Below are 20,461 nucleotides of genomic sequence, written 5' to 3'. Positions count from 1 at the left end.
ATCCTTAGCCGATATGAATTTGTTCAGCGTCGATTTTGGTCATGGCTTTTGCAGAGACAATAGCCTGTTGGGCATGTAATCGGGCATAATTTTCAGCCTGCATATCTAATTGACCTGCACGAACCTGCTCTGTTTGTGTGGTATGACGAAATAGACGATGACTCAGTTGTGTGACTGTTTTCCAAAGAGATTCGAACTGATTACCAACCAGACGAGTTATTGAGATCCATGCAGACAGGGATTCCCCGCTATATTGCATTTCATTGATATGACAATTCCCATTATTGGCTGTGATAGCGAATCCGTTGCTGTGCATACTTAGGTTCCCTTGTGAGGTGATTGTGAGATCACCTGGGACGCTGATTTCAGCAATGTGCTGTTGTTCTGTCCGTTCCAATATGGCTAATATCCAGAGTTGATTGTTGGTTTTCGTAATTAATACCGTATCCCCCATGCTGGGTGTCAATAAACAGCTGACAGCTTGTCGGCAATGCCAGCCACGGTTGTCATGGCTTTCCGCCATAAAACTACCATCTGGAAGAACGTTAACAATCTGGCCGGTCATCTGCTGTAATGGCTCAGTATTAAGGGTGAATGAGGAAAGTGCATAAGCGGGCTTCGTCATTTTGATTCTCCTGATGAAATCTTGTTATGTTGTGTATTCCACTCTTCAGCGGCAAATAGTTCAGGATCATTTTCCAGAATACCTTGGCGGTCAGAAAATAGTGTTCCAATTTGTTGAGCACGATGAAAAAGTGTTCTCATAAATTGAGCAGTGCGAAAATCACTGTTGTTGACGTTTGCATAGGAAAAATCCGTGTAAGGCATATTACAACCGGTGAATTGTGCATTCATTGCCTGTACTTTGTGCATGACTGCCAATGCCAGGTTACTGTGCCGAAAATCGGCAGATTCAAGGGATGCATCAATAAAAAGGGCTTGTTCGAACAAGCTGTTTTTGCAACGGGCTCGGGTTAAATCTGCTTCGGTAAATAATGCCTGGGTTGCATTGACATTTGATAGTAAGGCATCTTTTAAAATGGCACCTTTGAAATTGCAATTAGTCAGTATGGCGTGATTGAAATTGACGGATTCAAGCTGGCTATCCATAAATTGACACATTTTAAGGGTTTGTTTATGGAAATTTTGCTTACGCAGATCGCATTCAAAAAAAACGGTTTTATTAAATTCACTGGCAGAAAAATCGCTTGTTCGTAAATCCTGCCGAAAAAAAGTGACTAAAAGAAAATGACCGTGGCTAAATCTTGTTTGATCCATTGATGACGCAAGAAATGTGATTCGTTCAAAGTCACTGTGACTGAAATCAGCATATTGCAATGAACAAGATGCAAACTGGGTATTGTTCTGTTTTGTCGCTGTAAATTGGGTTTTTTCCAAAACAGATTGATGGAATACATTGTCTGTTAATGTGCTTTTATTAAAGATTGCGAGCCTCAGATTACACTGTTCAAAAGTGCACTGCTCAAGTATAGCCGAGTCGAAAATTGCTCTTTGTGCCTGGCACTCGGTAAAACAGGTTTCTTTTATTAAAGTACGAGAAAAATCAGCACCTGCAAAATCGACTTCTCTAAAAATTCCACCGGATAAGTCACATCCGGTCAGGGAAATATTCTGCAAACTGATTTTTTCAATGACCTCACCTTGCTTGATTTTGTCTGTTAATTCATCGGCTGTCAGTGAACTCATATCACATCCTTATCTCGTTTGGGCAAGGTCTTGGTACGCTTGATATAAGCATTTGTAATTGAGGTTGAATCGCTAATGATTGATTGGGACATATCAGCACGGAATAGATTGGCGCCCTGTAAGTCTGCATTATTGAAGTTACATTTCTGCATAAATGCGCTCATCAGGTTGGCATTATTCAGTAAGGCACCCCGGAAATCTGTCCTAATAAACAGGCTTTTTTCTGCATTAAGGTACTGCATATCAACCGACTGGCAGTTGGATTCACTGAGATCGGTGTTATTCAAGGTTGTGGCATAGAATTTTGCCTTGACCAAAGGCATTTGGCGCAAGTTACATTCTGTCAATGTTGCATGGCTGAAATCGGCTTGATTAAGCTCACTGTCCATAGCAAATGCGCAGGTCAGCAACTTGGCTGAATGAAATCGGATACCGTTTGCTTCAGTTTCCACCCATGAACAACTTTCCAGTTTTGCATAATCAAAAATTGCTTGTTTTAGCTTGCACTTAATAAATGAAACTTTATTCAGGTTTGTGTGATTAAACCTAAGAGCAGGGAGTTCCAGTTCTATAAATGTACAGTTTTTCCACTGTGAATATTGGAATTGGCAATGCGTAATAAATATTTTTTGCAGGAATAGTTCTGTAAATATGGCATTGTCAAAGTGACAATGGTCAAATCGAGTTTCTTGTAGTTGGGTTTCAGTGAAACTTGCGGAAGAAAAGTCACTCTGTTCACATTTAGCCAGCGACAGGCTGGCATGATCTAATTTGGCTCCACGTAATGAAGCGTTGCAAATTTCAGTCCTCGCCAGCATGGCTTCGTTGAAATTTGCTTCGTCCAGCTGGCAATGGTTTAAACATGCGCTTTCCAATAAGGTGCGAGTGAAATTAGCCCCCCGTAGATCCATGCCTGACAAATCCGCGCCAGTAAAATCCATGCCAGTGAAATTCCCCCCTTGCAGCATGATTTTTTGGACTCTTTTGCGAATGATCTGTGACAGGCTGCCTGTTAAGCGCAGGGCAGGGCTTTGTGCCTGTACTGAAGATAAATACATCGAGTGTACTGTTTGCTCGATTTGTGCCAGTTCTTTATCATTGAAGCCTATTGGGTTCTTTTGTAGCATATCCCGTATCTGATGCAGGTTTTCTGGCCCCCTGGGTGCTGACTTTGTCGTTAGTTTTTCAATATCAATGCCTTGTTCTTTGGCTAAAGCAATGGCGTTTTCTTTCTGTAATTCAGCCTCAGCCTTTTTTTCAGTGGCATATTGTTCTATTTTTTCCATGAATTCCGGTAACTCATCCAGTTTTGGAAAAGGAGGGGGTTGTTCTGTATCAACTGGCAGTATTGTATTGATATCGTAGCCATACTCAGACAAGCGTTCTTGTTGCTGTTCACGCAGGCGTTTTTCACGATTTTGCAAATTTTGTCGCAAGGGTGAGCTATTTTCTGGTTGTTCTGTATCTAGCCACGGGCCAATCATCTCTTCGGCGATAAGATCTTTTTCCCGAAAAGTGTATAGGGCGCCTTTTTCTTTATCCAACCGTTGTTCAAGGACATGCAGGTAATGTTCCTGCGGACGAGGATTATCGCTTAATTCCAGTGCCGATATCATTTGCAAGACATCCCTGGCATCATCTTCATTAATTTGTGCGTTGCCATGCCAAACCAGAACCATTTGTTCCAGGTGGGGAAAGAACCATACAGTTGTGTTGCGCATGACGACTTCTTCAAAAATCTCCTCATCAAGACGCAATCGTTTGATAAAGCAACGTGCATTCCATGTGGGCAAGATGCCTTCCTGAACAGGTTTTTCTGGATGCATATTCCAAATGCGCCACGCTGCTTTCTCTGGCAGTGTGGTATTTTCTTCCCACCATTGATCCTCGGGGGCGGCATTAAATATCCGCCAGTCAATGTCATTGGCAAAACCGGGAAATTCATTTTCCAACCAGGCTTTGTCGTATTTTTTTCCAATACGGGTAAAACGGCGTGGCCATATAAAATCTAAAGGGCAAAAACTTGCCGGAATGGGAACTTCCTGTTGTGATGTCAATTGCCGCTGTGACATTAAGCGATGATGCAGGGCTTCAACATTGGGCAGTCGATGAATTTTTAGTCTGTTATCCAGTTCTTCTGGGGTGAAACCGATTCCGTGTGGGTTTTCGTCACAACCTTCCCCTCCAAACGCTCGACTCCAATCTAATCGCATTTGCGCAAAAGATTGGGGTTTTGAAGGAAAATCATCAATCCAATAGCGATCACCGAAAGCAACTAATGTCTTGTCCAACTGCCCAATCTGAATACGCGCAGCACAGGTGGTTTTATCAGCCTGATGGTGGGTATAGGCATATCCTGTGGCCAAAAATTCAGCACAAGGTTTCGGCATAGCGAGATCGATAACGCCATTACAGGTTTGCAACTCATTTTCTGCAAGTTGCCAAAGCTCTATTTCCGGGCGTAAGCGTGGAGTCGATCCCATATCTGCCAGTGCCATAATGGAAATTCCGAGGTGGTTTCTTTGCAACCAACGATAAGGTCGATAAAGTACACTCAGGCGCAACGGTTTGATGATTTTCATAACAACCCTGGAAGTATTGACAATTATTCATGGGGATAGTTATTAGAAGATAGTCATTAGTTAAGGATATGTAAGCTGCTATTTGAAATATTGGTATTTGAGTTTTCAATTGAAATCGTTGAGTCGTCCAATGCCAGCTCCGCTTTATCTATAGCTACACTTGTTTGGCTGTTGGAAAATATTGTCTTATTGAATTCATTGACATTAAATGATTGGTTCATCGTTTTCATACTCGCCGAAAAGAGGCCGGTACTGTATGATTGTTCGATCGCACTCAGTGAGAGCGCTGTCGTGGATATAGAGGCAATACTAGCTGAAAACACAGAGTTCGGGGAATCTATTACCACATTGGTATCGCTTTTTATCGTAATAAGGTTGGGGCTTGAGATTGCCGTCACTCCTGTAATGTTCTGCACCCAATTCCCATCAATTTTTGCGTTTAAATTCCCCTTAAGTGTGTAAGTATCGCCACCATTAATCTCGGTTTTTCGTCCATTTTTGATGGTTTCTTGCTGACCGTTGTTGATCGTTAATGTATCTTTGCCTTGAATGGATGTTTCATGGTTTGCCTTATAGGTGAAGTTAGCATTTCCAGTCACTGTGTCTTTTTGCTGTTTTTTTATTTCAGTCGTACGGCTTCCATCAATAGTGACTTTTTTATCTTTTTCCACCGAGATATTCATGTTCCGTTCTGCATGCAGATCAAATAATTCCTTATCCGGTTCATCATCTAAAAAGAGATAATTTGCCTGATCATGCTTACCTCCCTTGGTATTCGACATAATACCGACACGGGTTTCATATTTAGGTAGCTCCCATGGAGGCATATTCTCATTGTTATAAGTGCTGCCAATAACTAAAGGTTTATCAGGATCACCATTGACGAAACTGATAACCACTTCTTCGCCCACACGAGGGACACATATACTGCCATAACGCCAGCCAGCCCAATGGCTCGCAACACGTACCCAGCAAGAGCGGGTATCATCTTTTTTGCGATCCTTATCCCAACGGAATTTCACTTTTATACGGCCGTATTTGTCAGTCCATATTTGTTTATCTTTGGGGCCGGTAACGACGGCGGTTTCAAGACCAGTCACTTTTGGCCACGGCGTCATTGTCAGCGGTTTCCAATGAGTGCTGGCAGGAATTGCCTCAAATTGAATCGTGTTTTTGTTTTTATCTGCGTCTGAATTAAGAAGGTCACTAGTGAGTGCGTTAAAGATATTGTCAGTAACGATATCAGAAGCACCGTCAGGAGAACTGGCTATGTAAGGTTTTTCATAAAGAAAGTAATGTGCGCCTATAATTAAATAGTCACCATGATCATCGCCTTTGATGTCATTGGGTAGAGATAGTGTGAAAATATGTCCCGGAGCTATTCCCAGCACATTTCCTTTGCTATTAATCAGCTCACTTTTTGCTTCAGCAGCTTGCTGGCGAACTCGGGCATAAAATTGCCCTTGTTCATTTTCTACATAGCGCCCGGGCCAAATGAATATTTCTGTATTATCAATAGAGCTGATTGGGGTCTGGGTAGCTGTATATAGTTCAGCCCGTGGTTTACGGAAGTCGTAGTCATCAAGGCTGTAAGTATTTGGTATAGTGATACTGGAGACATTCCAATTGTAGATATATTCTTTGATGTGTGTTTTCGGTGAATCACCCTTGTTGATATAGTAAATATTTTTATATCCAGGCATTGGCTCATGTGATTGAGGCGCGTCAACCAGGATCATGGTATGGTTTCCCATTTCATGTTTGAAATAATAGTAAATTCCTTCATGTTCCATCAGGCGATGGATAAAATCGAAATCAGTTTCATTATGCTTGACGCAATATTCCCATGTGCGATATTTTTCAACAAGCTGATTTTCAAATAGAATATTAGTTTTATTGAGTACTTCGGCGATAATATCGGGTACAGTATTATCTTGCCATATACTATAACCAATACTTTGTTTTAATTCCCATAATTTAGGTCTGACGGTGGCCGTATATAAATAAAGCCTGTCATCATATTTATAGAATGGGGCATAGGATATTTTTTCTATATAACCACTTAAGTATCTTGTTTGTGCTGATTTATTCTTTATTTCTACAGTTAGTATCGTCTTATGTAGCGATATTGGATCTGATAACCTCTTTTCGCTCAATAATTCAATCTCAAACTGGTAGGCCTCAGATAACCTTTCTATCCCTCTAAGGGATTTGAAATATAAAGTATTATCAGATGATGAGGTATGTGCGATAAACTGTCTTTCCATAAGGATATCCTTGCTTTTGGTTAAAGCTACCGCATATTCCTTGCAGGGTTAAGGAACATACAAAAGTGGGAATGTAGGGCGATAGTTTCTCTGATATGAGTTTAAGCATAATGTTTGGTATTTGCAATCTATAGGTGCTCCCTTATTTATGAAATATATAGTTTTATTTTTTTGTTGAATTTCATTATTCTAGTTATTTATGTTTATGTTTATGTTTATGTTTATGTTTATGTTTATGTTTATGTTTATGTTTATGTTTATGTTTATGTTTGTGTTTGTGTTTATGTTTATGTTTATGTTTATGTTTATATTATATAAAAAGTTTTAAAATACACGGTTTGTTTTTTTCTATAATTACTTAAATGTTTAGACTGAGACTCATTTTTGAGATATTGAAATACATAATTTATATTCAATAGATTAAAGTGGTTATTCTAACCTTGAACATTCTTTCGGAAAGAATGTTTTTTTGAGCTGGTTAATGTAATTTCCGTCATAAAAAATTCTTTGATAATTAGATAGTAAAGTAAACATAAAGTTTAGAGTAATTAATCAATAAATTCATTTTTTATGTGGATTAGAAAGTCGTTTTATGATGATATCTATTTTCTCTACGATATATGACAGTTTGGGGATGTAGTTAATATGTTAATTATCATCATATTATACAGAGGTTTGTTTTTTAGTATGAGGCTATAATAGATGATCTATGCTAAAATTTTTCTAATAATTATTTTGGTAAGTAAAGAAAAGGCGGATAAATAATGGGATTACTATGGAGCTATAGGAAAATATAAAAATAAATCTTTTAAGCCATTACTATTCCCTGATTCTGGAAAATACCCTCATAATACAATTCATTATAATGTCCCCTTGCCTGGCTTTTTAAATACTATAACGCCTATAATTGATATAAAAACTAATCAAGATGTAATGCTGATTGAAGATGCAAGTTGGATTAATATAGGTAAAGAATATACTGGGATGGCGGTTGAGTAATTTTATATGTTAATCATGGATGAACACCAAAACATAAAATTAATTAATGGGATATAAATGAAGATTTTTGGCAACATTTAATGCGCAAAAAAGTAACACCTTGTAAAGCCATCTGGTTGTAGGTTGCATATAGGTTGAGGTTGTTTGCCATTCTCCCCAGCTTTGAAATGAATAGAAATTATTAATATTCCACAATATTAGCTTGATTTTTTTGGCCTAATTGCTTTACATCTTTTATATTCGTTTCATAAAAATCAATCTTAGAAAATACCATGAATTTACTGAAATCACTGGCCGCGGTCAGCTCAATGACGATGTTTTCCCGCGTTCTGGGCTTTATTCGTGATGCCATCATTGCTCGTATATTTGGTGCGGGTGTGGCGACAGATGCCTTTTTCGTTGCCTTCAAACTCCCTAACTTACTGCGCCGTATTTTTGCTGAGGGCGCTTTTTCACAAGCGTTTGTTCCTATACTTTCTGAGTATAAAAATCAGCAGGGGGATGAAGCGACACGCACCTTTATTACTTATATATCAGGGATGTTGACGCTGATTTTGGCGATAGTCACAGTGATAGGGGTGATGGCCGCGCCCTGGATCATCTATGTTACGGCACCGGGTTTTACAGATACACCGGATAAGTTCACTTTAACCCGTGATCTACTCAGAATTACCTTCCCTTACATTTTCTTGATATCTCTGGCTTCGTTAGCGGGAGCGGTTCTCAATACGTGGAATCGCTTTTCTGTGCCCGCTTTTACACCAACATTGCTTAATATCAGCATGATCATCTTTTCGCTGTTTGTAGCACCTTACTGTAACCCACCTGTGATGGCATTAGGTTGGGCAGTGATCGCCGGTGGTATTTTGCAATTGGCTTACCAGCTTCCGCACCTGAAAAAAATAGGTATGCTGGTGTTGCCACGAATTTCTTTTTTTGACAGTGGTGTATGGCGTGTTATTCGTCAGATGGGGCCTGCTATTTTGGGGGTTTCAGTCAGTCAAATTTCATTGATCATTAATACCATTTTTGCCTCATTTCTTGTTTCTGGCTCGGTTTCGTGGATGTATTACGCCGATCGTTTAATGGAATTACCTTCGGGAGTGCTGGGAGTGGCGTTAGGCACGATCCTTCTGCCTTCACTGGCAAAAAGTTTTTCCAATGGGGATCACCTAGAATATAGAAGGTTAATGGATTGGGGATTGCGCCTTTGCTTTTTGTTGGCTTTACCTTGCGCGGTGGCGTTGGGTATTCTGGCAGAGCCTTTAACTGTGTCACTCTTTCAATACGGCAATTTTTCTGCCTTCGATGCAGAAATGACACAACGCGCATTAATTGCGTACTGCTTTGGCTTGATGGGATTGATTGTGGTTAAAGTTCTCGCTCCTGGTTTTTACTCTCGTCAGGATATTAAAACCCCAGTTAAGATTGCGATTGCAACCCTGATTTTGACTCAGTTAATGAACCTTGCTTTTATTGGCCCATTAAAACATGCGGGATTGGCGCTTTCTATCGGTTTGGCTGCCTGTTTCAATGCCAGTATGCTTTATTGGCAATTGCGTAAGCGTGAGATTTTTAAACCGCTGGCTGGCTGGGGTCTCTTCCTATTGAAGTTGGCGATGGCAATCGTAGTCATGGTTGGGGTATTACTGACAATATTGTGGTTTATGCCTGCCTGGGATCAGGGCAATATGGCATTGCGTCTGTTACGGTTGATGGGGGTTGTGATTGCGGGTGCAGGTAGTTATTTTGCTGCTCTGGCTTTGATGGGGTTCCGATTGAAGGATTTTGCCCTGCGAGGATCGATGTAACTAACTGGTCAATTAGTTAATTACATTTTCATTAAACGACTGTTTAATGATTTATACCGCTCAATGAATGATTGGGCGGTATCATTACCGATGTTTTTTAGCCCTGATTAAAAACTGGCATGACTAAATCATGCCAGTTTGGGACAAGGTGATTACATCCGTTCTACCGTCTCGATACCTAAAGTATCAAGACCTTGCTTCAAGGTTTTTGCCGTCAGCAAAGCCAGTTTCAGGCGGCTCTGGCGCACCTCTTCGCTATCCGCATTCAGGATTGGACAATGTTCGTAAAAACCAGAGAACAGGCCAGCCAGATCATAGAGGTAAGCACACATTACGTGAGGAGTGCCTTCACGGGCAACAGTTGTGATTGTTTCTTCAAATTGCAACAGGCGTGTCGCCAGGGTTTGTTCACGTTCTTCGTTCAGAAGAATAGGGTGGGTCAGGCTGCTTTCATCGATTTCTGCGCGTTTGAAGATAGAATTTACGCGGGTATATGCATATTGCATATAAGGTGCGGTATTACCTTCAAAGGCGAGCATGTTATCCCAGTCAAATACATAGTCGGTAGTTCGGTTTTTGGAAAGATCCGCATATTTCACCGCACCAATACCTACCGCGTTGACAACTTTTTTCAGTTCGTCTTCCGGCATATCTGGATTTTTCTCGCGGATGAGAGTGTCTGCACGTTCAATGGCCTCGTCCAACAAATCAGACAGCCTTACAGTACCACCTGCACGGGTTTTGAATGGCTTACCATCTTTACCCAACATCATGCCAAACATATGGTGTTCGAGTGACATGGACTCAGGAATATAACCTGCCTTACGAACTATTGCCCAGGCCTGCATCAGATGTTGGTGTTGGCGTGAATCGATGTAATAAAGAACACGGTCAGCATGCAAGACTTCATGACGGTACTTGGCACAAGCGATATCCGTGGTGGTATAAAGATAGCCCCCATCCTTTTTCTGGATGATAACACCCATTGGCTCGCCTTCTTTGTTCTTATACTCATCAAAGTAAACCACGATAGCACCATCACTCTCAACGGCAAGCCCACGTTGTTTCAGGTCGGCAACAACGCCAGGCAGCATATCGTTATACAGGCTTTCACCCATAACATCTTTTTTTGTCAGAGTCACATTCAGGCGATTATAGGTTTCCTGATTCTGTGACATGGTGATATCAACCAGTTTGTGCCACATGGTACGACAATATTCATCACCACCTTGCAGTTTTACTACGTAACTACGGGCACGAACAGCAAACTCTTCATCTTCGTCGTAAGTTTTCTTCGCTTCACGGTAGAAGGCTTCCAAATCGGCCAATGCCATATCACTGGCATCTTCGTTCTGGATTTTTTCCAGATAGGCAATCAGCATCCCGAACTGAGTACCCCAGTCACCAACATGGTTGGCTCGGATGATTTTGTGACCTAAAAACTCAAGGGTACGTGCTGCGGCATCGCCAATAATCGTGGAACGAATGTGTCCAATGTGCATTTGTTTTGCCACATTCGGTGCAGAATAGTCGACAACGATGGTTTGCGGTGCTACCGGAGTGATACCCAGTTTTTCATCTTTCAGCGCAGTTTCGATATTGGCAGCAACCCATGTTTTATCCAGAAAGATATTGATAAAACCAGGGCCTGCAATCTCAACTTTGCTGGCAATTCCTTGCAGATCCAGCAAACTGACGACTTTTTCTGCCAATTGTCGGGGTGGCATTCCCACTTTTTTCGCTGCCGCCATGACACCATTTGCCTGGTAGTCACCAAACTGAGCTTTTGCAGATTGACGAACGTGAGCTTCACTGTCGGCTGGAGCACCAGCAGCAATCAGCGCATGGCTGATTTTTTCTGAAAGAATGGCCTGAATATTCACCGAGTTACCTTAAATTACGCACAAAAGCCCTGCATTTGAACTGTGCAAATACTTTCAAGCGTGTGGGTTAGACAAAATAACAGGTTTTATACCATATTCAGCATCCTGCATGCTACCATCAGCCGCCGCTTGCGGTATGACTTTTTGTTTTCAGCTCGCCTTTCAGGCGATAGTTTTTTGCTGGGGGAAAGATGACACACTTTTCAACAATTTCTGAATTACAGGATTTGGTGACTGATTTATATCAGTTTGAGCAAAAGTTAAAGCAGTTTGGTGAATATCTTGGCTTGGAACTTACGCAATATGCAGCGGATCATATTTCCCTGCGTTGTAATGATATTTCAATCGCTGATCGCTGGCGTCAAGGTTTTCTGCAATGTGGTCAATTGTTGTCTGAAAGCTGGATCAATGGCCGGCCAATCAGCTTATTTGAGTTAAGCCAGCCAATCACCTTACTTGGCTGGCAAATTGATTGTGTCGAGTTACCTTATCCGGGTAAAAAGCAATATTTGCACGAAGGTTGGGAGCATGTCGAATTTGTCCTGCCTGTGCCACCAGAACAACTGATACACGAAGCCTATAAATTACTGCCTTATCCGCTACCCATTGTTTTTATCACAAAAGAGAGTCATCCAAAAGGGGATAATGAAAGGTTACCAAACCCAACGTTAGCGGTGACGAAGGGTGAAATTACAATCAAATTTCACCCTTTTTCTCTCAAAGAGATCATCAAAAGTGAGTTGTAAATGAATAGTGTTCTTTTTGTGATCTTTATCGTAGTGCTGCAATTCAGTGTGGCGATAGGCTCGTTGTAGTGCGCCATATTTGAATGAACTATTTCGAGGGAGAGCTTTGAATGATAAAACTAGAAATTTGCTGTTATAGCATAAGCTGTGCTTTGGTTGCACAACAGACGGGCGCAGATCGCATTGAATTGTGTGCAAGTCCGTCGGAAGGCGGGGTAACACCGAGTTTCGGGACATTGCAGCACGCATTACAGCGTTTATCAATTCCTGTGCATCCCATTGTACGGCCAAGAGGGGGAGACTTCTGTTACAGCAATACCGATTTCGAAGTGATGAAAAATGATGTTGCTCGTATCCGTGATATGGGATTTCCTGGTATCGTTTTTGGTGTGTTAAACGAAGAAGGTCATATCGATCGGCTTCGCATGAGGCAATTGATGTCATTATCAGGGAATATGGAAGTCACTTTTCATCGTGCCTTTGATATGTGTTTCAATCCACATGTTGCGTTGGAGCAACTGACAGAGCTCGGTGTGCAGCGTATTTTAACTTCGGGCCAGCAACAAAGTGCTGAGTTAGGATTACCTTTGTTAAAAGAATTGTTACAGGCCAGCCAGGGGCCGATTATTATGCCTGGGGCGGGTGTCAGAATGAGTAATATCTGTAAATTTCTGGAAATTGGAATAACAGAAGTTCACAGTTCAGCAGGTAAGATCGTGCCTTCTGCCATGAAATATCGAAAAGCAGGCGTGACAATGAGTTCTGACGACAGTGGTGTAGATGAATATGCTTACCATTGTGTTGATGGGCAGTTAGTTGAGTCGATGAAGGGAGTGATTAGTTTGGTTCAACGGACAAACTAAAATACTCTGTATGTGTTTCATCTGAATCCCCAGTGACATCATTGACTATGTAACTGGGGTAATCAGCCAGCAAAAAGCAACCTAAAAGATAAAAAAGAAAGATTATGGTTTGCGGGCAATAAGGACAGCCCGCAGTGGTGCTGGGTAGCCTTCTATCGTTTTACTATGATCGTTTGGCTCAAGAAAATCGATCAGCGATTCAGTCTTCATCCATTCTGTCCGGCGTTGTTCATCCAGTGTTGTGACCGCCTGATCAACGATTCGGACATCAATAAAACCACATTTTTCTAACCAAACTTTTAGCATCTTGGCAGACGGAATAAAGTAGACATTCCGCATTTGTGCATAACGTTCACCTGGAATAAGGCATTGATGTTCGTCACCTTCAATAACCAAGCTCTCCAAAACTAATTCACCGCAGGAAACTAACTGGTTTTTCAGTTGCCATAGATGATCGAGAGGTGAACGGCGATGATAAAGCACGCCCATTGAAAACACTGTATCAAAGGCTTGTAGTTCTGGTAATTGTTCAATGCCTAAAGGCAGAAGATGGGCGCGTTGGTCATTGCCCAGTAATTTTCTGATAGCTTCAAATTGGCATAGGAAAAGCTGGGTTGGGTCAATACCTACAACTAAATGAGCACCTTCACCCACCATCCGCCACATGTGGTAACCACTGCCACAGCCGACATCAAGAACGGTTCTGCCTTCTAAAGAAGAAATATGGGGAAGGACGCGATCCCATTTCCAGTCAGAACGCCACTCGGTATCAATCTCCACGCCGTACAGTGAAAAAGGTCCCTTACGCCACGGCATCAATAGCTTTAGGATATTTTGAATACGGGCTTTTTCACCGTTTGCTAGCTTTGGTTCATGGTTCGCAATGACACCATTTTTCAGATCAAGCTGGGTGGGGTTAATTTCAGGCAGGTTTTCCAGAATTTTTATCCATGAACTGAACTGACCATGCAATGAGGCTTGTTGCCAATGGCTTAATTGTGCAGGCAGGCATTCCAACCAGTGACTTAAGTGGTTTTTGGCGATTAATTGATAAAAGTTACTGAAATCAATCATTGTTCAGCTCCTTTTATTGCTAATAATGAGCCAAAGTTAAAACATTGGAACCAGACTTCAACGTGCTGGAATCCTGCTTGTTTGAGACGTGATTTGTGAGTTTCAACAGGATCTGTCCGCATGACATTTTCCAGCATACTGCGTTTTTGGCTGATCTCCAGTTCGCTGTAACCATTGGCTCGCTTGAAATCATAGTGCATGTTGAATAGCAACTCGCCAATCTGCTCATCTTCAAAATTGAATTTTTCCGAGAGCACCAAAACGCCTCCAGGTTTTAAACCGGCATAGATTTTATCCAGCATTTTCTGGCGATCATCAGGATGCAGGAATTGTAATGTGAAATTCAAAATGACCATTGATGCATTTTGAATGTCGGTATCAAGAATATCCTGTTCGATGACTTCAACGGGGATGTTGGCTTTGAAAGAGTCAATATGGCGGCGGCAGCGCTCGATCATTGCCGGTGAGTTATCGACGGCAATAATATGGCAACCCTCTGTATGGGGATTGACACTATTATTTTCGGCGCTAATAGCACGGCGGATTGATAACGTGGCTGCACCAAGGGAACAACCGAGATCATAAATTTGACTATTTGGCGTTACAAAACGTTCTGCCAGCATACCTATCATGGAAATGATATTGGAATAACCGGGAATTGAGCGTTTCACCATATCAGGAAAGACTTCTGCAACCCGTTCATCGAAATTCCAGTCACCTAAATTGGCAATTGGGGCAGAGAACAGGCTATCCCGTTGATTATGAGATTCTTGATTTGACATAACAGCATTGATTTTGGAAACAATAAGAAGCGGTTATTCTAACAGAATGCAGGAAAAGGCAGAAAGGGAGATAATCAATAGATAGATCCTCAGGCGGCAACACACCGCCCCGGGATGACTCTAATCACTATGCTTACAACGTTTTTGCCATCGAGCTACAACGCAAAATATGCAGAAGATGTGGGGAACTATTCATATAGGGAATAGATTATGTATAGAGAGAAAAGATCTGTTCCCACGGTAAATAGTAGATGTTGTTGAGAATCATGATTATCATTGAGATATAGGTTGCTGCCATGCCCATACGTCGCCAGCGCATTTCTCGATGACGCAAGCCAAAGTAGTGTAGTATTCTGCCTGATAGTAATACCAATCCACAAATATGCAGCATCCAAACGGGTGCTCCATTCATCTCCATCACAATCAATAACAACATTGAAATTGGAATGTATTCAACTGCATTACCATGAACCCGAATGGCTATTTGCAATTCATAAAAACCGCCATCACCATAAGCGACCCGATATTGCGTTCTTAATTTGACTACATCCAGAGACAGCTTAATTAACAGTAGTGCGCCCAGTACGATATAAAGCGAGCTAACCATTTTTTAACTCCAATTGCCTAACCAAAAAACGGCCAAATGATAATAAACCGCAAAAAGAAAACTGTCGCTATAAATCATAGTATTTAATCATAAATTCTATGAATGTTAGTGGATAGCAAAAAATTGTCTTGTCAAGAACGGTGTTATGGCGTTATCTCCGGTCAGAATTTCCAGTATATAGTGACTCATTTTGAATGAGCAGTTACTGACGGTCATTGAACAGTGCAATCTGGATAAACGGGCGATACGGGAAATAGAAAATGACAAATTGCCATCCCAGAGCAAATGATATTGGGGGGGCAGGAATGCGCCGTCCTCCTCGATTTTAGATTTTATTATAAACAGATTGGGCTTAGTATCTGTGGGTATACTGCGCACTGACTTACACACTTTTGCCATTCTGGGCTATCTGGAGGAAACACCGAGCACATTATGGCATAAGTTTGCATTGAAGCTAAAAGAGTTGTGCTTGCCAACAGGCAAAGCAGAATGAATTTTTTCATTTTATTATTCCCCATATTTCGCTTAATTAACATTAATGCAACATTACAGCAACAATACGAAAACCTATAAACCCATTTTCGCCCAATAACAAGCGAATAATGCTTAACAATTGGTTACCATCTGAAACTAAATGAAATATTTCTGTGCCCGTTCCCTTGAGTGGTTACAGAAATAATCCATGCTGCTAGCCGTTCTCATCGCGTACCCAACGGACACGGGCTGGTGGCATTTTTGTATCTGAGTTTCACCGCGTCTCTAAACTCGCAGAAAGTTGCCGGTTGAACAACCTTAATAGTCTGTTGGATTTTGAGTTATGGTCATTAAGGCTGCTTACTTATACTAAAGCGGATAGGTGAATAACCTATATGATATTAGCGATTATCATTTCAGTACTCCATTCACGGTGAAGTAATAACGAAGCAAAAATATTGCCGAGTTATTTTGAGTGATTTCATGAGAAGGGAGGGGCGATATGAAACTTTTATTTAGTACCGTTTTAACAATTTTATCTTTAATCATACAGCCAGCGTTGGCTTGGCAGGATTATAATATAAGCTTTATGAGTCAGAAGTCATCTAAAAGCCTTAATGTACCTCTTAAACCAATTGCTGATAATGTTTATTATTTTTCCAGAATAAATGACTCGTGTATAGCTAAACCGGGTCCATTAAATTTCAAGCTTGGCCAATCCTCAAAGCTGGATATACCCGTTCAGGATATTAACTCCAGCACGACGTGTGTGGGGAGGCAGAAAAAAATAATTTGGGCGGTGAGTACGAAAAATGATCCGGCCAGCCTGGATCTTAACGCTTGTTTATTGCAATGGAGTGTCACTCTCTATTGGACAATACCTGTTGCTCCTCAATGGCATACGGCAGTTACGAGCACATGCAAAGACTTTATTATAAATGCAACGTGCCCAGATCAGAATTGTTATAATTATTGTCCAGATCTGAATAATTGTTCTATGGGGAATACACAACATGTGGGCGGTTTTGAGACTGATAGGATAAATATCGTTTTTGAAGAGAAAGAAAATACCAAACTTTGAATGTAATTATCTGTTTTTTCAGGGGAGTTGAGGCTATCTAAAGAGGAGAATCCTCCTCTTTTAACCCCTTGATTTGACTGGATTCCGTTCCTGAGCGGGAATTAAAAAATCAATAGGTTACGCTAAATTTATTGGACAGCTTAGATTCAAGCCCTCCTCTGGGGTGATTTCCCGATTTCAAATCGGAGAATTCTTTAGGTGATTCCTAGATGTTAAAGGGCAGATCTCTGCCCATAGTGACCAGCTTTCCTTCTCATCCTTATCCTCACCCTATGACCCTATACTTTCCCTATCTAACGAGCGTAAAATCCATTGCTATATGCTATAGTGAGCATGTTTTCTGTTTGTACATACTGGTGTACATTTGTTATTTTATCAAGTGTGTGTTTTATTTAATTACATGTTTTAATTGGATTATATCAAATATAACACTCTTCCTAAAAACAATGCCAAAATTTCCGCAGCAGAAAGCATAACGAGCTGAGTAAAAGGATATTGTATGCGTACTAATTATTGTGGGCAGTTGAACCTGGCCCATGAAGGCCAGAAAGTGACTCTTTGTGGGTGGGTAAATCGTCGCCGTGATTTAGGTGGCTTGATCTTTATTGATATGCGAGATCGCGAGGGTATCGTTCAGGTATTTTTTGACCCAGATCAGAAAGAGGTCTTTGCTCAGGCTTCTGAACTGCGTAATGAATTTTGTATTCAAATTACAGGGATTGTGCGTGCGCGCCCTGATAACCAAATCAATAAAGATATGGCAACCGGCGAAATTGAAGTTTTCGCAGAAAGCCTGATGGTTTTCAACCGCTCGGAGCCATTGCCTCTGGACAGCAACCAGAATAACAGCGAAGAACAGCGTCTGAAATACCGCTATCTTGATCTGCGTCGCACGGAAATGTCACAGCGCCTGAAAACCCGTGCGAAGATCACCAGTTTTGTGCGTCGTTTTATGGATACTGCGGGTTTCATTGATGTTGAAACACCAATGCTGACTAAGGCAACACCAGAAGGTGCGCGTGACTATTTAGTGCCAAGCCGTGTGCATAAAGGTGAATTTTATGCACTGCCGCAGTCTCCGCAGCTTTTCAAACAGTTGTTGATGATGTCTGGCTTCGACCGTTATTACCAGATTGTGAAGTGCTTCCGCGATGAAGATTTACGTGCCGATCGTCAGCCAGAATTTACTCAGATCGACGTTGAAACCTCGTTTATGACCGCTGAACAAGTTCGCGAGATCATGGAAAAAATGATCCGTGAACTGTGGCTGGATGTGAAAGGTGTCGATTTGGGCAGCTTCCCAATTATGACATTCGAAGAAGCCATGCGCCGCTTTGGTTCAGATAAACCAGATTTGCGTAACCCTCTGGAATTGATGGATATTGCCGATCTGGTTAAAGACGTGGAATTCTCTGTTTTTGCAGAACCAGCAAACAATCCAAAAGGCCGTGTTGCGGCTATTCGCGTTCCTGGCGGGTCAGAGCTAAGCCGCAAGCAAATTGATGAGTACGGTAAATTTGTTGGCATCTATGGTGCGAAGGGTTTGGCATGGATGAAAGTTAACAACCGTGCTGCTGGCCTGGAAGGGGTACAAAGCCCGATTGCTAAGTTCCTGTCTGCGGAGGTAGTTGAGGGCCTGTTGTCCCGTACTAATGCTCAGGATGGTGATATCCTGTTCTTTGGTGCTGATAAGAAAAACATTGTTACTGACGCGATGGGAGCACTGCGCCTGAAACTGGGTCGTGACTTGAATATCACAGATTTGGCAAGTTGGAAACCGCTGTGGGTTATTGATTTCCCTATGTTTGAAGAAAACGGAGAAGGTGGCTTGACGGCAATGCATCATCCATTTACTTCTCCGCGTGACATGTCGGCGGCTGAGTTGGAAAGTAATCCAGAATCTGCTATTGCGAACGCTTATGACATGGTTATCAATGGCTATGAAGTAGGTGGTGGTTCTGTCCGTATCCATCGCAATGAAATGCAGCAGTCTGTATTCCGCATTCTGGGTATTAACGAGGAGGAACAGCAGGAGAAATTTGGTTTCTTGCTGAACGCTCTGAAATACGGTACACCGCCACATGCAGGTTTGGCTTTCGGCTTGGATCGCCTCGTCATGTTGCTGACTGATACAGATAATATTCGTGATGTGATCGCTTTCCCGAAAACAACGGCAGCGGCATGTTTGATGACTGATGCACCAAGCCCGGCGAATTCAGCGGCGTTGGAAGAACTGGCTATTTCAGTCGTTAAAAAAGAGAACGAATAATGGCTTATAAGCGCCCTGAATCTGTACTGGTTATGATTTACGCCGTTAACAGTAAAAGGGTGCTGATGCTACAGCGACGGGACGATCCTGAATTTTGGCAATCTGTGACAGGTAGCCTTGAAAAGGACGAAAAACCGTGGGAGGCGGCGTTACGTGAAGTACAGGAAGAGGTAGGCATTGATATTATCAATGAAAATCTTGAACTGAAAGATTGTCAACGCTGTCTTTATTATGAGATTTTCTCGCACCTACGACATCGATATGCCCCGGGGATAACGCGGAATAAAGAACATTGGTTCTCTCTGGCGTTACCTGAGGAGCGAGAGATTTTGCTGACTGAACATCTGGCTTATCAATGGTTGGCTGCGGAAGAAGCGGCCAAACTGACGAAGTCGTGGAGCAATCGGCAAGCAATTGAAGAATTTGTAATTTAGTCTACAAGACGTTTTATCGGAGATATTTACATGGCAGGTCATAGTAAATGGGCCAATACGAAACACCGCAAAGCTGCACAGGATGCCAAACGCGGTAAGATTTTTACAAAAATTATCCGTGAATTGGTCACGGCTGCTCGACTGGGTGGTGGTGATCCAGATTCCAACCCACGTTTGCGCGCTGCCGTCGATAAAGCGCTGTCCAACAACATGACCCGTGATACGTTGAATCGCGCAATTGCCCGTGGTGTTGGTAACGACGAAACAGATAACATGGAAACCATTATTTATGAAGGCTACGGCCCTGGCGGTACAGCAGTAATGGTTGAATGCTTGAGTGATAATCGTAACCGTACTGTTTCTGAAGTTCGTCATGCGTTCACCAAAGCAGGTGGTAACCTGGGAACTGATGGCTCTGTTTCTTATCTGTTCACCAAGAAAGGGGTTATTTCCTACGCACCAGGCTTGGACGAAGATGCGGTGATGGAAGCAGCGTTGGAAGCGGGTGCTGACGATGTTGAAACTTATGATGATGGTGCAATTGACGTCTATACTACTCCAGAGTCTTTCGGAAATGTTAAAGATGCATTGGATGCAGCAGGTTTCAAGGCAGATTCTGCGGAAGTTTCTATGATCCCATCTACGAAAGCGGAACTGGATGCAGAAACTGCGCCTAAATTACTTCGTCTGATCGATATGCTTGAAGATTCTGATGATGTGCAAGAAGTTTATCATAATGGTGAAATCTCTGATGAGGTTGCAGCACTGCTGTAATTAGCATTAGGGTTCACAGCGTAGAGAAAGTGTTCCTTAAATCAGGGCACTTTCTCTAACGTTTCTATCCCATATCTCAGGCGAGCCGATTTAGGCGGAATTTAAGTG

General features: G+C 41.9%; 16 protein-coding genes. 8 read left to right on the top strand and 8 right to left on the bottom strand.

Annotated elements, in window-relative coordinates; genetic code table 11:
• Window positions 1-4: 4 nt before the first annotated feature.
• Genes BDE27_RS07475 through BDE27_RS07460 form a run of 4 tightly spaced genes read right to left on the bottom strand, consistent with a single transcriptional unit; the run spans window position 5 to window position 6,556 of the window.
• Complete coding sequence (locus tag BDE27_RS07475; RefSeq protein WP_099132268.1) at window positions 5-625, bottom strand: DUF3540 domain-containing protein; 621 nt, start codon at window positions 623-625, stop codon at window positions 5-7.
• Window positions 622-1,707: a pentapeptide repeat-containing protein gene (locus tag BDE27_RS07470; RefSeq protein ID WP_099132267.1), complete on the bottom strand. Its 1,086-nt coding sequence runs from the start codon at window positions 1,705-1,707 to the stop codon at window positions 622-624. The genes BDE27_RS07475 and BDE27_RS07470 overlap by 4 nt, the downstream gene beginning before the upstream one ends.
• Window positions 1,704-4,289: a DUF2169 family type VI secretion system accessory protein gene (locus BDE27_RS07465; protein ID WP_099132266.1), complete on the bottom strand. Its 2,586-nt coding sequence runs from the start codon at window positions 4,287-4,289 to the stop codon at window positions 1,704-1,706. Before BDE27_RS07465 ends, BDE27_RS07470 begins: the two co-directional genes overlap by 4 nt.
• 56 nt (window positions 4,290-4,345) lie before the next feature.
• The gene (locus tag BDE27_RS07460) at window positions 4,346-6,556 is read right to left on the bottom strand and encodes a type VI secretion system Vgr family protein (protein WP_099132265.1); all 2,211 of its coding nucleotides are present in this window, start codon (window positions 6,554-6,556) and stop codon (window positions 4,346-4,348) included.
• 1,271 nt (window positions 6,557-7,827) lie between these two features.
• On the opposite strand from BDE27_RS07460, the gene murJ reads away from it, so the two are divergent.
• Window positions 7,828-9,366, top strand: coding sequence for a murein biosynthesis integral membrane protein MurJ (gene murJ / locus BDE27_RS07450; RefSeq protein WP_099132264.1), 1,539 nt, complete (start codon window positions 7,828-7,830; stop codon window positions 9,364-9,366).
• Between the two features lie 152 nt (window positions 9,367-9,518).
• Here murJ and argS read toward each other — a convergent pair whose 3' ends face one another.
• Window positions 9,519-11,249, bottom strand: coding sequence for an arginine--tRNA ligase (gene argS, locus BDE27_RS07445; protein ID WP_099132263.1), 1,731 nt, complete (start codon window positions 11,247-11,249; stop codon window positions 9,519-9,521).
• 191 nt (window positions 11,250-11,440) lie between these two features.
• On the opposite strand from argS, the gene BDE27_RS07440 reads away from it, so the two are divergent.
• A complete protein-coding gene (locus BDE27_RS07440; RefSeq protein WP_099132262.1) occupies window positions 11,441-11,995 on the top strand; it encodes a VOC family protein in 555 nt (184 codons plus the stop codon).
• A 110-nt stretch (window positions 11,996-12,105) separates the two neighbouring features.
• The gene (gene cutC / locus BDE27_RS07435) at window positions 12,106-12,858 is read left to right on the top strand and encodes a copper homeostasis protein CutC (protein WP_099132261.1); all 753 of its coding nucleotides are present in this window, start codon (window positions 12,106-12,108) and stop codon (window positions 12,856-12,858) included.
• A gap of 102 nt (window positions 12,859-12,960) precedes the next feature.
• On the opposite strand, the gene cmoB is transcribed toward cutC, so the two are convergent.
• The 3 genes from cmoB to BDE27_RS07420 all read right to left on the bottom strand — a co-directional run bounded on the left by cmoB (window position 12,961) and on the right by BDE27_RS07420 (window position 15,321).
• Entirely contained in the window at window positions 12,961-13,932 is a 972-nt protein-coding gene (gene cmoB, locus BDE27_RS07430) for a tRNA 5-methoxyuridine(34)/uridine 5-oxyacetic acid(34) synthase CmoB (RefSeq protein ID WP_099132260.1), read from the bottom strand.
• Window positions 13,929-14,714: a carboxy-S-adenosyl-L-methionine synthase CmoA gene (gene cmoA, locus BDE27_RS07425; protein WP_099132259.1), complete on the bottom strand. Its 786-nt coding sequence runs from the start codon at window positions 14,712-14,714 to the stop codon at window positions 13,929-13,931. The genes cmoB and cmoA overlap by 4 nt, the downstream gene beginning before the upstream one ends.
• Window positions 14,715-14,922: 208 nt before the next feature.
• Entirely contained in the window at window positions 14,923-15,321 is a 399-nt protein-coding gene (locus BDE27_RS07420) for an MAPEG family protein (RefSeq protein ID WP_099132258.1), read from the bottom strand.
• A gap of 361 nt (window positions 15,322-15,682) precedes the next feature.
• On the opposite strand from BDE27_RS07420, the gene BDE27_RS20170 reads away from it, so the two are divergent.
• The 5 genes from BDE27_RS20170 to BDE27_RS07400 all read left to right on the top strand — a co-directional run bounded on the left by BDE27_RS20170 (window position 15,683) and on the right by BDE27_RS07400 (window position 20,353).
• The gene (locus BDE27_RS20170) at window positions 15,683-15,814 is read left to right on the top strand and encodes a hypothetical protein (protein WP_255430612.1); all 132 of its coding nucleotides are present in this window, start codon (window positions 15,683-15,685) and stop codon (window positions 15,812-15,814) included.
• A 483-nt stretch (window positions 15,815-16,297) separates the two neighbouring features.
• Window positions 16,298-16,876 carry a hypothetical protein gene (locus BDE27_RS07415; RefSeq protein ID WP_099132257.1) on the top strand — a complete coding sequence of 193 codons (579 nt, stop codon included), beginning with the start codon at window positions 16,298-16,300 and terminating at the stop codon, window positions 16,874-16,876.
• A gap of 499 nt (window positions 16,877-17,375) precedes the next feature.
• Window positions 17,376-19,145 carry an aspartate--tRNA ligase gene (gene aspS, locus BDE27_RS07410; RefSeq protein ID WP_099132256.1) on the top strand — a complete coding sequence of 590 codons (1,770 nt, stop codon included), beginning with the start codon at window positions 17,376-17,378 and terminating at the stop codon, window positions 19,143-19,145.
• Window positions 19,145-19,579, top strand: coding sequence for a dihydroneopterin triphosphate diphosphatase (nudB, locus tag BDE27_RS07405; RefSeq protein ID WP_099132255.1), 435 nt, complete (start codon window positions 19,145-19,147; stop codon window positions 19,577-19,579). Before aspS ends, nudB begins: the two co-directional genes overlap by 1 nt.
• Window positions 19,580-19,609: 30 nt before the next feature.
• Window positions 19,610-20,353: a YebC/PmpR family DNA-binding transcriptional regulator gene (locus tag BDE27_RS07400; RefSeq protein ID WP_099132254.1), complete on the top strand. Its 744-nt coding sequence runs from the start codon at window positions 19,610-19,612 to the stop codon at window positions 20,351-20,353.
• Window positions 20,354-20,461: the final 108 nt, after the last annotated feature.

It is taken from the genome of Xenorhabdus ehlersii, from assembly GCF_003610465.1.
Lineage (GTDB): Bacteria > Pseudomonadota > Gammaproteobacteria > Enterobacterales > Enterobacteriaceae > Xenorhabdus > Xenorhabdus ehlersii.
This window is presented reverse-complemented; position numbering and strand designations above follow the sequence as displayed.

Excerpts from the sequence above, each read along its gene's own strand:
- BDE27_RS07475 (WP_099132268.1), bottom strand. The coding sequence starts at position 625 with ATGACGAAGCCCGCTTATGCACTTTCCTCATTCACCCTTAATACTGAG.
- BDE27_RS07470 (WP_099132267.1), bottom strand. The coding sequence starts at position 1,707 with ATGAGTTCACTGACAGCCGATGAATTAACAGACAAAATCAAGCAAGGT.
- BDE27_RS07465 (WP_099132266.1), bottom strand. The coding sequence starts at position 4,289 with ATGAAAATCATCAAACCGTTGCGCCTGAGTGTACTTTATCGACCTTAT.
- BDE27_RS07460 (WP_099132265.1), bottom strand. The coding sequence starts at position 6,556 with ATGGAAAGACAGTTTATCGCACATACCTCATCATCTGATAATACTTTA.
- murJ (WP_099132264.1), top strand. The coding sequence starts at position 7,828 with ATGAATTTACTGAAATCACTGGCCGCGGTCAGCTCAATGACGATGTTT.
- BDE27_RS07440 (WP_099132262.1), top strand. The coding sequence starts at position 11,441 with ATGACACACTTTTCAACAATTTCTGAATTACAGGATTTGGTGACTGAT.
- cutC (WP_099132261.1), top strand. The coding sequence starts at position 12,106 with ATGATAAAACTAGAAATTTGCTGTTATAGCATAAGCTGTGCTTTGGTT.
- cmoB (WP_099132260.1), bottom strand. The coding sequence starts at position 13,932 with ATGATTGATTTCAGTAACTTTTATCAATTAATCGCCAAAAACCACTTA.
- cmoA (WP_099132259.1), bottom strand. The coding sequence starts at position 14,714 with ATGTCAAATCAAGAATCTCATAATCAACGGGATAGCCTGTTCTCTGCC.
- BDE27_RS07420 (WP_099132258.1), bottom strand. The coding sequence starts at position 15,321 with ATGGTTAGCTCGCTTTATATCGTACTGGGCGCACTACTGTTAATTAAG.
- BDE27_RS07415 (WP_099132257.1), top strand. The coding sequence starts at position 16,298 with ATGAAACTTTTATTTAGTACCGTTTTAACAATTTTATCTTTAATCATA.
- aspS (WP_099132256.1), top strand. The coding sequence starts at position 17,376 with ATGCGTACTAATTATTGTGGGCAGTTGAACCTGGCCCATGAAGGCCAG.
- nudB (WP_099132255.1), top strand. The coding sequence starts at position 19,145 with ATGGCTTATAAGCGCCCTGAATCTGTACTGGTTATGATTTACGCCGTT.
- BDE27_RS07400 (WP_099132254.1), top strand. The coding sequence starts at position 19,610 with ATGGCAGGTCATAGTAAATGGGCCAATACGAAACACCGCAAAGCTGCA.